At 60.5% G+C, this 13,567-nt stretch carries 13 protein-coding genes; 6 read left to right on the forward strand and 7 right to left on the reverse strand.

All coding sequences use genetic code 11. From position 1 onward, the window contains the following. The first annotated feature begins 347 nt into the window (after positions 1 to 347). Complete coding sequence (locus HS101_13415; protein ID MBE7507263.1) at positions 348 to 1,964, forward strand: SpoIIE family protein phosphatase; 1,617 nt, start codon at positions 348 to 350, stop codon at positions 1,962 to 1,964. 8 nt (positions 1,965 to 1,972) lie between these two features. Here HS101_13415 and HS101_13420 read toward each other — a convergent pair whose 3' ends face one another. After that, positions 1,973 to 2,665, reverse strand: a complete 693-nt coding sequence (locus HS101_13420) for a hypothetical protein (GenBank protein ID MBE7507264.1) — start codon at positions 2,663 to 2,665, stop codon at positions 1,973 to 1,975. Positions 2,666 to 2,863: 198 nt separating this feature from the next. Between HS101_13420 and HS101_13425 the strand changes: the two genes are divergently transcribed. Both HS101_13425 and HS101_13430 read left to right on the forward strand, forming a co-directional pair. Next, the gene (locus HS101_13425; protein ID MBE7507265.1) at positions 2,864 to 3,319 is read left to right on the forward strand and encodes a hypothetical protein; all 456 of its coding nucleotides are present in this window, start codon (positions 2,864 to 2,866) and stop codon (positions 3,317 to 3,319) included. 64 nt (positions 3,320 to 3,383) lie between these two features. Then, the gene (locus HS101_13430) at positions 3,384 to 3,902 is read left to right on the forward strand and encodes a hypothetical protein (protein ID MBE7507266.1); all 519 of its coding nucleotides are present in this window, start codon (positions 3,384 to 3,386) and stop codon (positions 3,900 to 3,902) included. Between the two features lie 33 nt (positions 3,903 to 3,935). Here the strand turns inward: HS101_13430 and HS101_13435 are convergent, their stop codons facing one another. Beyond that, positions 3,936 to 5,162 (reverse strand): tyrosine--tRNA ligase, encoded by a 1,227-nt coding sequence (locus HS101_13435; protein MBE7507267.1) that lies wholly within the window; start codon positions 5,160 to 5,162, stop codon positions 3,936 to 3,938. 184 nt (positions 5,163 to 5,346) lie between these two features. Here HS101_13435 and HS101_13440 point away from each other — a divergent pair, with 184 nt between their 5' ends. Next, the gene (locus tag HS101_13440; protein ID MBE7507268.1) at positions 5,347 to 5,613 is read left to right on the forward strand and encodes a UPF0175 family protein; all 267 of its coding nucleotides are present in this window, start codon (positions 5,347 to 5,349) and stop codon (positions 5,611 to 5,613) included. Beyond that, positions 5,607 to 6,083, forward strand: coding sequence for a DUF3368 domain-containing protein (locus tag HS101_13445; protein MBE7507269.1), 477 nt, complete (start codon positions 5,607 to 5,609; stop codon positions 6,081 to 6,083). The genes HS101_13440 and HS101_13445 overlap by 7 nt, the downstream gene beginning before the upstream one ends. Before the next feature lie 10 nt (positions 6,084 to 6,093). Here the strand turns inward: HS101_13445 and HS101_13450 are convergent, their stop codons facing one another. The 5 genes from HS101_13450 to HS101_13470 form a co-directional block, all read right to left on the reverse strand. Beyond that, positions 6,094 to 6,843 (reverse strand): isoprenyl transferase, encoded by a 750-nt coding sequence (locus HS101_13450; GenBank protein ID MBE7507270.1) that lies wholly within the window; start codon positions 6,841 to 6,843, stop codon positions 6,094 to 6,096. Further along, the gene (locus tag HS101_13455; protein MBE7507271.1) at positions 6,843 to 8,198 is read right to left on the reverse strand and encodes an adenylosuccinate synthase; all 1,356 of its coding nucleotides are present in this window, start codon (positions 8,196 to 8,198) and stop codon (positions 6,843 to 6,845) included. Before HS101_13455 ends, HS101_13450 begins: the two co-directional genes overlap by 1 nt. A 257-nt stretch (positions 8,199 to 8,455) precedes the next feature. After that, positions 8,456 to 9,061 carry a hypothetical protein gene (locus HS101_13460; protein MBE7507272.1) on the reverse strand — a complete coding sequence of 202 codons (606 nt, stop codon included), beginning with the start codon at positions 9,059 to 9,061 and terminating at the stop codon, positions 8,456 to 8,458. A gap of 765 nt (positions 9,062 to 9,826) precedes the next feature. Further along, a complete protein-coding gene (locus tag HS101_13465) occupies positions 9,827 to 10,792 on the reverse strand; it encodes a nucleotidyl transferase AbiEii/AbiGii toxin family protein (GenBank protein ID MBE7507273.1) in 966 nt (321 codons plus the stop codon). Between the two features lies 1 nt (position 10,793). Beyond that, the gene (locus tag HS101_13470) at positions 10,794 to 11,534 is read right to left on the reverse strand and encodes a type IV toxin-antitoxin system AbiEi family antitoxin domain-containing protein (GenBank protein ID MBE7507274.1); all 741 of its coding nucleotides are present in this window, start codon (positions 11,532 to 11,534) and stop codon (positions 10,794 to 10,796) included. Between the two features lie 1,003 nt (positions 11,535 to 12,537). Between HS101_13470 and HS101_13475 the strand changes: the two genes are divergently transcribed. Continuing rightward, on the forward strand, positions 12,538 to 13,518 hold the full coding sequence (locus HS101_13475) for a serine acetyltransferase (protein MBE7507275.1): 981 nt from the start codon (positions 12,538 to 12,540) through the stop codon (positions 13,516 to 13,518). Positions 13,519 to 13,567: the final 49 nt, after the last annotated feature.

Below are 13,567 nucleotides of genomic sequence, written 5' to 3' on the forward strand. Positions count from 1 at the left end.
ATAACTTCCCCGTCAACAGTGATCCGCCCGGCCGATTTTGCGCGGCCCGGGCGCGAGTCGCCGCCATGCCGAACCTCACTACCTCTACATCGGACCATTCCGTCCCATAACTGGAGTCTCACGCGATTGTTAGGTTTGTCAATAAGTTACGATCGCTGTCGAGGGTGCGTGACTGAATTTGAGCTTAACAAAGGGCGTCGTCGCGCCCACTTTGGGTGCCGACACGGCGACTGTATCATGACCCATGTGTCATTGGACGGCAGTGGTCAATCTTTGTCCCCGAAGTCCGCGAGTTGGACGGACTCGCCGCATCAATCCTGGCGTCTGCCTGACGGAGAACGGTTCCCATGACCCAACTCCAAATCCGCTATGGCGACGGCCGAACCGTTTCGGTCCCCCTCAATGGTGACGAGTGGCTCATCGGCCGCGACGCCGGGTGTGAGGTCTGCCTGGACGACGCGGTGGCGTCACGCAGGCATGCCCGGCTGTATCGCGATCATCGCGGGGCGATGTGGATTCAGGATCTTCAGAGCAAGAACGGCACCCTGCTCAACGAGCGGGCCATCACTCAGAGCCCGGTCAAGAATTTCGATCGGATCGGCATCGGCGGCTGTGAGATTCGCCTGTCCATCCCGGACTGCCCATCGGTCGTGCTTCAGGAAAATCGCCAGGACGCCGAATTCGCCAGCACCAATGTGTGGGGACGTGAAGAACGAGTCACTCTGGCTCAGCGCCGGCTCGAATCTCTCTACGAACTTAACGAACGCCTGACCGGTATTTTCGAGCGTGACGAACTGCTCAGCGAGTTGATCGACATCTGCGTCGATCACCTGCGATTCGAGCGGGCCGGGGCCGCCGTCTGGTCAGGCGAAGCGTCTCAGCCGCCCCAGTGGGTGCTCATCCGCAACCTCCGCGGCGAGGCGGACGCGGAAATCCGTCTGTCCCGCAGCATCATCGATCGCACGCTGCATAACGGCGAGCGCATCCTCATCACCGACACCGCCGGCGCCGATTTCGACCCGACCGCGAGCATGATCGCCAGCCAGATTCGCTCGGCGATGTGCGTTCCGATGGAGTATCTCCAGGGCGTTCGCGGCGTGCTGTACGGCGACCGCGTCACGAGTGCCGGCGGCTATACCAAGGAGGACATCGACTTCTTCGCCGCACTCGGCCGGCTCGGCGCGATGGGGCTGGCCAATGTCCGGCTGGTCGATGAAATGAAGCAGCGCCAGCGCATCGAGACCCAGCTTCAACTCGCTCGCGAGATTCAGTCCCAGTTGTTCCCGTCCGAGCCGCTGCGCCTGCCGAACGTTTCCATCGACGCGTTGAACGATCCCGGGCAAAGAGTGTCCGGCGATTACTACGACTTCTTCGTTCGACCCGACGGGCTCATCGCCATTGTCGTCGCCGACGTTTCCGGCAAGGGACCTCCGGCCGCAATGCTCATGGCCAACCTTCAGGCCGCGGTCCACGTCACCATGATGCAGGACGCCGATCTCGTGAAGACGATCGTCGGGCTCAACAAGCTGATCTGCCGAAACGTTCGTGACTCAAAGTTCATTACCGGGATATTCGGTCTGCTCGACCCTGCGAAGGGAAAGTTCACCTACGTCAATGCGGGCCACATGGGGCCCTACATCATTCGCGGCGAGACGGTAGAGCGCATTCTCGTGGATGATGCCAGGCTGCCGCTCGGGATCGAACCGGACGAACCGTATCAGGCGGCGACGATCGACTGCTCAAGAACGCCGTTGACGCTGCTGCTCTACACCGACGGCGTTCCGGACGCCGAGAACCCCACCGGCGAGCAGTTCGGCGAACCCAGATTGGCGGAGCAACTTGCCACCTGCCGATCCGAAGCCCCCGACGAGATCATTCTCCGCGTGCGCCGCGCCATTAAGCAGTTCGTTCGCAATCATCCACAGACGGACGATATCACCATGGTTGCCGTCCGACTCACCTGACGTTGCCCCTACTCTTCGTATTCCTCGCCGGGACCGATCAGGTTGCTCACCGGCGTCGGCGAGCGCAGCGACTCAATGCTCGACCACAGTCCGCCTGCGAGAAGAAGAATCTCCGCCAGGGCCCGCACCAGCCACGCCCACCCGGCATGATCGGTCGAGATGGTTTCCGACTGCCCGTCCACGACGAGCGTCATCTTGCCGGACTTGATGGTCCACAGCGCGTAAGCGAGCGGCCCGATGCTCGCGTACTTCGTCGTAATCTCTCGAATGAATGCGTCCGCGGCGCGGCCTTCGAACTCCCGCAGCGAACCGCCGGCGCGCACCACGGCATTGCGGGCCGTCGCGAACTTCGGCGGGTCGGAGACGGTGTTCGCGAAGTGCCGGCATTCAAAGCCCGTCGCGATCGCAAACGTCACGACGCCGACAACGAGCGCCCCGCCGAGAAGCGGCCCCCTGCCGATCGGTCGAATCGGTCGGGCAAGCCGAAACGTCGCCGCGCCGACCAGTAGCCCGCCGACCAGAAAGAAAAACAGTCCGAAGTAAAACGGCAGCCAGATCAGCCGCGCCAGAAGCGGGCACAGGCACACGAGCATCGCCTGTGCCACCGCGAATCCGAACCACAATCGCCCAAGGCTGGAGGTCCGAATCGGGCCGGGCTCGGCAACCGCCGGATCGGGCTCGACTGGCGTGGTGTCTGTCATCACGCACCGCATGGTCCGGCGAATTCGGCAACTGTCAACTTGGCTGGTGCAAGTATTGCTCATCGCTTAAGTTGTAAACGTCCCCATCGGCCCGGGGCGGTTGATCGAACGCCGGGAAGGGACTACAGTATCGGGTTTGCCGGTTGGCTGCGGCCTTAGTTGGCCGCTATGCCCTGGCGGATGGATCGGGAATTCGACATGCAAATGAATCAAGTTCGGTTTCGACTGACCTCGGCGCTGCTCTGCAGCCTCGTGTTTGTTCTTCTCTCCGGCTGCGGAGACGACAGCAAGAAAGCGCCGAAAATGAAGACGATCGTCGGCGTCGCCAAGACGATCGATCTGAAGAACAACAGCGTCTCCATGATTTACGTCAACCCCGAGGGCCAGGAAATAACGCTCACGGGCAGTGTCCAGCCCGATGCCGAAGTCTGGATCAACGGCCGAAGTCACAAGCTTGAAGACGTCGTGCAAGGCGACAAGGTCACGGTCTACGGATACCGCGACAAGTCATCCAGCGAGGTCAAGCTCATCGCTTCAAAGATTGAAGTAACCCGGCCCGAAGGCGCCGACTGGAAAAAGCCCGACGAGAGCGCAGCCGCGCCGGGATCCGCCGGCTCACCCGGTGTTACCGCGGACAGCGGCGGCGAAAAGTAGTGATCGGCGGTAGCCCGGTCCACCGATAAATAACAACATTCGCCATGGAATTTGAGGAACACGCATGAAGCTTTGCGTCACGAAAAACCAGATGTTCGCATGGGTCCTTGTGGTCAGCTCCGCATTGGTCACAGCGGGCTGCAGTCAGGACGGTGGTTCGTCAACCGAGTCCACCACGGACGCCGCCGCGACCCCGCAAGCGTCCACAACTGCGACGCCTGCCCAGACCAATGTCAACGATTCAGCGACCGCGAGCGCCCCTCCCGCCCAGCCGGCGCCCGCCGTCAAGACGGCCTCCGCCCCCGAGGCCAAGCCGGAATGGGAAGCGCAGAAGCCGCTGACCATCGAGGACGACGCCGCCCGTCGGGCCCAGGCGGAAAACATGATCTACGCCACCATCCGCATCAAGATGGAAGACATGATCGAAAAGCGCGCCGACCTGCTCAACTCCGGTCGGCCGCCGTCGGATGTTGAAGTCCGTCAGCTCGAAGGCTCGATCATGCGGGCCCGCGACCTGCTCCAGGAGGCAGGCGAGATCGTCGAAGACGTGGTGCCGCCCATCGTTCAGGTCAACCCTCGCTGAGTTCGGCGGGTTTCTTAGCAAACTAAAGAATCTTCAAGGCCGCGCGATTCGCGCGGCCTTTCTCTTTCCGACTTGAATCAGCATGCCATCCGTCGGCGTGATCTTCGCCTGCGGATCGGTCTGCTTTTGCCGATCGACGCTGACGCCGCCGCCCTGGATCAAACGCCGGGCTTCGCTGGTCGAGGGGGCGAGGTCCAGCAGCTTCATCAGCTTCGGCAGCCCAATCGTGCCGTCGGCCTCACACTCGGCGACAGGCACTTGAATGGTCGGGATGTCATCCCGCAGGCCGCCGTCGCGAAATACCTCTTCCCACAGTTTTTCTTCGCGATCAGCCGCCGCCGCGTCGTAGTAGGTGGCGACGACCTGCTTGGCGAGGCGGACCTTGGCCTCGCGCGGGTGCGTCTTTGTCGCGTCGGTGATCGTCTCGATCTCCGTGTCCGGCAGCGTGGTCAGCAGCGTGTACCACTCCTTCATAAGCGAATCCGCAATGCTCATCGTCTTGCCGAACATGTCCTTGGGCGTGTCGGTGAGGCCGACGTAGTTGCCGAGGCTCTTACTCATCTTCTCCACGCCGTCGAGGCCGCGGAGGATGGGCATGATGACCACGAGCTGCGGCGGCTTGCCGTGCTTCTCCATCAGATCGCGACCGCACAGATTGTTGAAAGTCTGATCGGTCCCGCCGAGCTCAACATCAGCGTCGATCATGACCGAGTCGTACGCCTGCATCAGCGGGTACATCATCTCGGTCACGATGATCGGCGTCTCGTCCAAAATGCGCAGCTTGAAGTTCTCGCGCTGGAGCATCTGCTGCACCGTCATGTGACTGGTCAGCCGCAAAACGTCGGCAAACGTGAGCTTCGCCAGCCACTCGCTGTTGTAGCGAATCTCCAGCTTCTCCGGCCGCGTATCGAGGACATGGCCCGCCTGCTGAAAATACGTCTCGGCGTTCTGCTTAATCGTCGCCTCGTCGAGGGTCGGCCGGGCCTTCGTCTTGCCCGTGGGGTCGCCGATACGCGCGGTATAGTCGCCGATGATCAGCACGGCCTTGTGGCCGCAGTCCTGAAACTGCCGCATCTTGCGCAGGACGACGGAGTGGCCCAGGTGAATATCCGGCGCGGTGGGGTCCATGCCCAGCTTGATGCGCAGCGGCCTCTTCGCCTCGCGGCTCTTCTCAAGACGCTTGCGCAGCTCTTTCTCCGTGTACACAGCCTCGCAGCCGCGCATCAATAGCGATAGTTGTTCATCAACTGTTGGAAACATGTCGGAGATTCTATGGAGGCACGCGGATCAAGGCGAGCGCCTCCGCGGACTCGCAAGGAAACAGGGCATATCCGCGATCCGACACGTGAAATCACGTCACGATTGACTTGACTCATCGACCCTTGCTAGCATGTGATGATACAGGTTTTAGGATATTCTTGGTTTCCAGGTTGGACGTGCAGCCATGACCGTCAGATTCGACTTACCCGACGAAATCGAAGAGTGCATTCGTGGTCAGATCAGCAATCTCGACGAAGTAGCCAGGCAGTCTCTTGCCATTGAACTATACCGGCGTAATGTGATCAGTCGTCACCGGCTGGCAAATATTCTCGGGCTTGATCGTTTCCGGCTCGATGAGTTGCTGCATGCACGAGGCGTCTACCTCGATCAGACCTTCGAAGACGTCGTTAATGAAAGTGAAGCCCTTAAGGCGGCGCGTCAATCATGCTGATTGTCGCGGATACGTCTCCCGTAAATTATCTGATTCTTGTTGAAGCCGACGGATTACTTCCCAGGCTCTACGGCCGTATTCTCATTCCAACTCAGGTTCTAGATGAGCTCCTTTCAGAGAGTGCCCCGGAGCGGGTCCGCAGTTGGGCCGCATCTCCACCAAATTGGCTTGATGTGCGAAGCCCCGCAAGAATCGACTCGGCACTTCAGTTGGATTTGGGCGAAGCCGCGGCGATTTCGCTTGCCCAAGAAGTACATGCCGATCGATTGCTGATGGATGATCGCGATGGGCGACAGATTGCCGCCTCGCTTGGACTTAAGGTTGCCGGTACTTTGGCCGTGATTCGTGACGCGGCAAGACAACGGTTGCTCGACCTGCCCACCGTGCTGACAAAACTTAAGGCTTCAACTTTTCGAGCGGCCCCATCGCTCTATCAGCAGCTTCTCGATGAATTTGAGAAGCAATCGTAGGGCCTAAAACTCAAACCCGGCCGAAGCGGCGGTCTCTGCCTGCGTAATCCTTGATGGCCCTGTCCAGTTCGTCGGCGCCAAAGTCGGGCCAGCACGTCTCGGTCACAAACAGCTCCGCGTAACTGATCTGCCAAAGCAGAAAATTGCTGATCCGCATCTCGCCCGCCGTACGGATGAGCAGGTCCGGGTCGGGAATGCCAGCGGTGTAGAGCGAATCGGTGATGGTGCCCTCGGTGATCTCCTCCGGCGAAAGCTTGCCCGACTTCACGCGAACGGCGATGTCCTGCACCGCGTCGGTAAGCTCCGCCCGGCCGCTGTAGTTCAGCGCCAGGCACAAGGTCATGCCGGGGTTGCCCGCCGACATGCGCATCGTCTCGTCGAGTTCGTGCAGCACGTCATCCGGCAGGCCCTTTCGCCGACCGACCTGCACCAGCCGCACGCCGTTCTCCATGATCTCGGCCCGCTCCTTGATGAGGTACTCGACGTACAGCCGCATCAGGTGCGCGACTTCCGACGGGGGGCGGTTCCAGTTCTCCGTGCTGAAGGAGTAAAGCGTCAGATACCCGACACCCAGCCGCGAACAGCGCCGGACGATCTCCTGCACCTTGTCAGCGCCGGCCTCGTGTCCGCGAATGCGCGGCAGATCGCGCCGCTTCGCCCAGCGGCCGTTGCCGTCCATGATGATGGCGATGTGATTCGGCACGCGCTCGCGCGGAACGCCCAGGGCGACCTGCGGGTCAATCGGCTCCACCCACGGCATCAGCCACCGACCTTTCCCGGCGACCGGAGGTGCGACAGGTACGATCGAATCTTCGACTCTCGGTGCAGTGTTGCGTCGCGCTGCGGGCCTGTGCTCACCAGCGTGATCGGCACCCCGAGCAGCTCTTCGAGGCGATCGAGATAGTTCTTCGCCGCTTCGGGTAACTGATCGAACTGGGTGCTTCCGGCGATTTCGCCCGGCCAACCTGGGAACGTCTCGAAGATCGGCTCCACGCTTTCAAGGACGCGAATATCCGCGGGGAAAATCCGCAGCATCTCGCCCTCGTGGCGATAGCCCGTGCAGATCTTCAGCTCGGGGAGCGTGCTGAGCGTGTCGAGGTGCATGACCGCGACCTGCGTCATCCCGCCGAGTCGTACGCTGTACCTCGTGGCAAATGCGTCAAACCAGCCGCAGCGCCGCGGCCGGCCGGTGGTGGTGCCGTATTCGTGGCCCCGCTCGCGGATGAGATCGCCGGTGGCGTTGTCCTGCTCCGAGGGAAACGGCCCGCTGCCGACGCGCGTGGAATAAGCCTTCACGACGCCGACGTAACTGTTGATCGCCGACGGGGCGACACCGGCACCCGGGGCCGCGCCGGCGGCTGTGCAGGTGCTGCTGGTCACATAGGGAAAGGTCCCGTGCGTGATGTCCAGCAGGCTGCCCTGTGCGCCTTCGAAGAGAATGCGCTTGCCCTCGGAAATCGCGTCGTGCAGCAGGAGAGTCGTGTCGCTGACGTGCGGCGCGATCAAATGGGCGAAGCCCAGCCACTGTTCGGCGATCTGGTGGGGGGCCAGCGCATCTTTGTCGCCGTAAAGGGCGGCAAACACCGTGTTGCGATCCGTGACGATGGCCTCGACTTTTTCTCGAAAGTCCTCGGGATAGTAAAGGTCCCCGACGCGTAGCGCCGACGTTCGCAGCATCTTGTCGGCATAGCAGGGACCGATCCCCTTGGCCGTCGTGCCGATCTTCCGTTCATCGCTGAGCCGCGCCTCACCGAGGCGGTCCTGCTTCTTGTGGTAGGGCATGACCAGATGCGCCCGGCGGGACACGCGCAGATTCTCGCCGACATGCACGCCGCGCCGGCGAAGCCCGTCGATCTCGTGCAGCAGGATGTCCAGGTCCACGGCGACGCCGGGCCCGATGATGTTGAGCACATTCGGCCGCAGCATGCCGCTGGGAATCAGGTGCAGGGCGAATTTCTCGTCGCCGATCCGTACGGTGTGCCCGGCGTTGGCCCCGCCGGCATAACGGACGACAACGTCGAAGTGCTCGGTGAGCAGATCGACGATTTTCCCCTTGCCCTCATCGCCCCATTGAAGGCCGACGACGCTGGTATTGCCGAGTGATTGAAAGTCCATCGCGTGCGTGTACTTATGAGCCAACCGGGGCCTCGCAAGCTGCGCGGCCGATGCGGTCCTTATACACGCTTCGGACGCCCCGCGAAAGAAACCCCCTTCTGCTACGTCGCGGAGGCCCCGCGCAGTTCGATGTACTCGGCCATTCCCCGGCAATTTCCGATCCGATCCGATCCGATCCGAGCCGCGCCCGTAAGGAAGCGGGCCAGCGACTCCCTATCCGCTCAATCATTCGAAAGCATGAACCGCGTAAAATCCGATCAGGATGCGGCACTGCACGACATGACGGCGGTCCCGCGCAGCTCAATGAACTCGGCCAATCCCCGGCGAACCGCCTCATCAACGGTCGATGCCCACCCGCACTCGGGGCACCGGACCTCGCGCAGGCCGACGAGGCTGTATCCGCAACTGCCGCATCGAACGAATCTAGATAGATCGCTCTCTGACGCCAGTCCGGCCGGAAGGTCGATGCGATCGGAACGCCACAGCCATGCGGTGCCGGCGAACCACAGTGCGGCGGCGAGCAAGGGAAATGTCCATCGAATCGTTGTGTAGAGCACGGGGTTGGGGCCGGGAAGTGAGACAGGATTTCTCGGCAGAAGCACAGTCGCGGAAGAAAGCAGAAAGATCAGGACCAGCGCAGCCGTCGACACAACAGTCTTGAGTTCCCATGCTATTCGTTTGCGCCAGAGCGTTAGCCAAGTTCCGATCGCCATGAGGGCACAAACTGCGTAGCAAATGAATGCCTCGGTTTCCTCTGATAGTGACGTGAAGATTTCCAGACCGGCCCAGCTCAGAAAAAAGAAGCCGGGAAGGAGAAATGCGAGTGACCACGCAATCATGAGACGGGCGCTATCCAGATTCATTCGATGCCTCCTATTCGAGAAGACGTCCTTCTGCCGCCAAGTCCTGGCGAAGTATTCCGCCCACCAGACCAGTGCGCAGCTTCCCATCCAAAGACCAAGGCAGGAACCCGACTGACCGAACTTTTGATATTCCTCGACTGCGCACTGCGTCGTTGACCAAATCGGCTTCCAAACGACAACTTGACCGATCATTAAAAGTGACAAGGCAACAGTCGAAGATACGCGTAGCCCGGACCAGTGGACGTATCGTCTCCAAACGCTGAGCACAGTCAGGCTTGCAAATAGGGTTCCCATAAGGCATGCGAATTGAAGACTGTCTTTGGAAAGCTTGAAATCCTGACAGAGTCCAAAAGAAAAGTAGAACACCCCCACGACACCGTATGGCAAAGCGATCATCATCTGCATTCTGCAAAGCCGATCGCTCATGGAGTGTGACCCGATTCCCGCACGGCCGAAAAGACGCTCATCCAAATGCCGAATAGACGCCGTGCCGGAATAGCATAACGATTTCCCGACGCACATTGCACGGGGCATCCGGGCGTATTGTTTTCCGAAATGGGCGCAATCAGGATCGTCACAGCTCGACAGTGTTTTGCCGGTAAACCACTTGGGAACTGCATATGCGCGATGATCGATTGCTGGAGGCTTTCGATGTGAATGAGCCGTTACGACGGAATACCGACAAAGTCGCATCAAGAGTCAAGGTATTTCCTCGGCCGAATGCCCGATTGCGACGGTGGTCAGGCAAACTGAGGTAACGGCAGCTTAAAGAAGTGATTGCAATTCGGCGAAGCGCCCCTGTACGTCGTCCCACGACGGGCTACTTCCGAAGCAAAGGACTCGGCATTGCGCCTCGTAGTCCCTGCGGATCGCGGCAAGCAAGTCGCCGGTCGGGTACAGCGCATCGCTCATGGCGAAGCTCATGCCCTCAGGCGGAAGATAGTCGCGTTCAAAGTGCGCCCTGCTGATTCGGTCGTAATCGCTCTTGATCCTCGCGTACTCCTCGGATTCGAGCATGGCGCGAACCTGAGGCTGTCCGGCAAGTTGGTACAGGTCGTAGTAGTGCCGGGCATAAGTGCCGATAGGTCGGCCGTCGCGCTTATAGATTTCGACCTTGGCGTGAATGGTAAACATCTTCTCGACAAACGTGCGCCGGAAGTGAAGGAGTCGCATCGAGAACGGCTGCTCGTCCTCGGCTCCCAGCGTGTGGTTTGTCTCCTTGAGGAACTGGGCCAAGTATGAACAAATCTGTACGATCTCGGTCGGTTCCCTTCCGCTGGCCGCTCCGGCCTCCAGCAGGATTCGGTTGGGGACTTCGCCCGGTCCGCCGAATCTTTGAGCGTACGAGAACGCGTCGTTTCGGCCGAAGCCTCCGATTGTTGTCGGCTTGTCCGGGTTGATGTACGTAAATGCCTTATGTCGCTTGACTGCGTCGCGCAGTGTTTTCAGTTCGCGGTCGATACCGTTCTTGCCCAGCGGCGGCGTGAACGCCTCTGGGTCGAGAAAGATGTCGATGTCTTCCGAGAATCGCTCGATTAGGTTCCAGCCTTTGGAAATGCTTGTGCCGCCTTTGAAAATGATCTTGTCGCCGGCCGCTTCGGCGACGGCGCGGAGCGCCTCGGTGACGTAATAATCCTTTTCGATGAAGGCCGGGCGCAGGCCACGGGCGCGGAAATGTTCCGCCGCCTGGAGGATGGCCTGCTCGAAGTCCGGATGCTCGAATAGCCGCATATCAGCGCGTGCCCTTGGCCTGCCAGTTCTTCGCGGTTGGCATCGTCGCGAAGATCCCGAAATCAAAACGCGAAAACGGGTTCAGCGATTTTCTCAGGCGATTAAGTTCCTTATCAGGTCGGCGAAGCATTTCGCCACACGCGCCGAGTATTGCGCGCACCCGCGGTGGCTCGGTGTCCGCAATGGCGATTAGCCCCGCGTATCGGCCGGGTTCTGATAGCAGCGTTCGCATCCGTTCGATGGTCTCCTTCGCCGATAGCTCACCCGTTTTGCCACCGCTGCGCAGGAAGTCAAGAATTGCCGCGTCGGTCGCGGAAAGCCGCGACCACGCCTCGGGTCGGCGCGTGTGAATGAGCGCATCCTCGCCGAAAAGCTTTCGGGGAAGGCTCAGCGCGGTGGTGGCGAGTTCGGCGCGTCGCGGGTTCTGCGTCGTGAATCCCAGGTGACTCGCGGCGGCGATGCCGGAAGGGAACACAGTCTTGCGGCTTGTTGCCAGCTTGCGGATGGCAGCGGGATTCGGACGGCTCCTGCCGAAAGCCGACTTCCGGGATCGATAGTAGATACCCTTGCTGACCCGCTCGATGGCTCCTTGCCTCGCCAAGCGCGAAAGCGCCTGTGCTGCTGCCATGGGGGAGAGGTCGCGAAAGTCGTCAAGTCGCCATAGGCGTTCGCCGCCCTTCTCAATTCGCTTGCGAATGAGCGTGGCGGTGCGGCCGGTCAGGGATGCGGCCTTGCTGTCCATGTTCTAAGAATAGGTAATGTCGGTCGATATGTCAAGTTTTCTTGATAAAAAACATGACACTACTCACACTGCAAGAACCACTGGGCGAATTATCGGCCAACAGTGGTCTTCAGGCGGGTTTCGGGCTGGCCTCGGCGATCCGCCGCAAGGCGCAATTTAGAACGGATCGCGCTCAATGCCGGCGAATCGCATAGCTTTCGTGACGGCAACGCCGCTGCTCAGGAAGGGATCGAGGATTATCTTGGCCTGGATGGCGTGACAGAAGTTCCACACCTGACAAGAGGCGTGCGATGGGGCCTCGGACGATGGTCCGGAAGCGTTCGTGGCGTGAGTCGTTGTTTGTCTCTCTCTCAAAACATCTGGCCGTTCTTTCACCGCCTGATGGTCCTCGGAAGTATGCCGTACCGTTCCAAAAGGCGCGAACGCGGAGCAAGAATATCTCCACGAAGGCGGCCTGTGTTATGGCAAAACTCACGAAACAAACCCCATCCAGCCATACTCTGAATGTCAGGCCTGTTTCACAGAAAAACTACCTGAAACTCGCGTCGCCCCAACTCGTGCCCGCCACATGTGTTGGCACGATTTCCGAGAGGCTTGTGTCACCTTATGTCACCTTCGATTTTGCACGACTTACGCGCGTGCCGCCGCTCCCGATCCGAGCCGCGCCCGTCAGCAAGCGGTACCAGAATCGTCCGATCTCTGTCACATTCTCGGCAGACCGTCCATCTCAGTCGGTGTCGCTGCCATTGCATTCCCCTCGACCCCTTGCCCCCTCGACCCCATGGCCCCTTTTCATCATTTTTCACCAAAATCTCGCCCGGCCCCAACACATGCCCGCCACTTGTGTTGGCACAATTCCCGCAAGGCCTGTGTCACCGTATGTCACCTTGGCTTTTCCAGAAAATTCCTCGTCCAGACGCCGTTGGCGCAGTGCATCCGAAAGGCATATCGGGCGTTGTCAGGCCAAATGGTCCGCGTCCGAGGGGAGGTGTATAATCGACGCATGATCGGTGAATTCGACCTCGACAACCAGTTGCAGGACCTCGTCGATCGGATCGTCGCGAACTACGCCTCCGATCCGCGCACGCGGCACATCGATCGGGGATACCTCCCCAGCCACAGTGAGATCGTCGAGATCATCGAGATGCTCCTGGAAGTGTCCTATCCCGGCTACTTCGGCCGGCAGAATCTATCGACGAAGAATGTCCGCTACCACGTCGGCGACCTGCTGCCGCGCCTCGCCCAAAAGCTCTACCTGCAGATGTTCCGCTCGCTGTGCCACGCAAACGAAGTCAGCGGTAACTACGACCCCAACGGACCCACCGGCCAGGCCCTGCCCTTCGACGCCAAGGCGCGCGAACTGACCCTGGCCTTCCTTGGACAGATCCCGGCTGTTCGCGACGTTCTCGCCTATGACGTTCAGGCCGCCTACGACGGCGATCCCGCTTCGGCCAATACCGACGAAGTGATCCTCGCCTATCCCGGACTCCTGGCCATCACCGTCTATCGCTACGCCCATGAGCTCTATGAAATGCAGATGCCCGTCCTGCCGCGAACCATGTCGGAATGGGCCCATAAGCAGACCGGCATCGACATCCACCCCGGCGCGAAGATGGGCCGCAGCTTCTTCATCGATCACGGCACCGGCGTCGTCATCGGCGAGACCACGGAAATCGGCGACAACGTGAAGATCTATCAGGGCGTCACGCTCGGCGCCCTGTCCTTCCTCAAGGATGAGCGCGGCCGAATGGTCCGCGGCTACAAGCGCCACCCGACGGTTCGCAACAACGTCACCATTTACGCCAACGCCATCATCCTGGGCGGCGACACCATCCTCGGCGAGGGCTGCACCATCGGCGGCTCCACCTTCCTGACGTCGAGCGTCCCGGCCGGATGCACCGTGACGACCTCACCGCCGGAACTGACCGTCCGCCCGCCCAAGCAGCGACTCGTCGCTGGGCCCGGGCTGGACTTCGACATCTGATTCCTGAATAATCAGTCAGGATTGCGGGATCGGCACTTAACGGCGATGC

Source organism: Planctomycetia bacterium, assembly GCA_015075745.1.
Lineage (GTDB): Bacteria > Planctomycetota > Phycisphaerae > UBA1845 > UTPLA1 > UTPLA1.

Coding starts and splice junctions, on each gene's coding strand:
- HS101_13450 (MBE7507270.1), bottom strand. CDS start 6,843: ATGCCGTGGGTGGAGCCGATTGACCCGCAGGTCGCCCTGGGCGTTCCG.
- HS101_13420 (MBE7507264.1), bottom strand. CDS start 2,665: ATGACAGACACCACGCCAGTCGAGCCCGATCCGGCGGTTGCCGAGCCC.
- HS101_13460 (MBE7507272.1), bottom strand. CDS start 9,061: ATGAATCTGGATAGCGCCCGTCTCATGATTGCGTGGTCACTCGCATTT.
- HS101_13470 (MBE7507274.1), bottom strand. CDS start 11,534: ATGGACAGCAAGGCCGCATCCCTGACCGGCCGCACCGCCACGCTCATT.
- HS101_13475 (MBE7507275.1), top strand. CDS start 12,538: ATGATCGGTGAATTCGACCTCGACAACCAGTTGCAGGACCTCGTCGAT.
- HS101_13445 (MBE7507269.1), top strand. CDS start 5,607: ATGCTGATTGTCGCGGATACGTCTCCCGTAAATTATCTGATTCTTGTT.
- HS101_13415 (MBE7507263.1), top strand. CDS start 348: ATGACCCAACTCCAAATCCGCTATGGCGACGGCCGAACCGTTTCGGTC.
- HS101_13440 (MBE7507268.1), top strand. CDS start 5,347: ATGACCGTCAGATTCGACTTACCCGACGAAATCGAAGAGTGCATTCGT.
- HS101_13465 (MBE7507273.1), bottom strand. CDS start 10,792: ATGCGGCTATTCGAGCATCCGGACTTCGAGCAGGCCATCCTCCAGGCG.
- HS101_13435 (MBE7507267.1), bottom strand. CDS start 5,162: ATGTTTCCAACAGTTGATGAACAACTATCGCTATTGATGCGCGGCTGC.
- HS101_13455 (MBE7507271.1), bottom strand. CDS start 8,198: ATGGACTTTCAATCACTCGGCAATACCAGCGTCGTCGGCCTTCAATGG.
- HS101_13430 (MBE7507266.1), top strand. CDS start 3,384: ATGAAGCTTTGCGTCACGAAAAACCAGATGTTCGCATGGGTCCTTGTG.
- HS101_13425 (MBE7507265.1), top strand. CDS start 2,864: ATGCAAATGAATCAAGTTCGGTTTCGACTGACCTCGGCGCTGCTCTGC.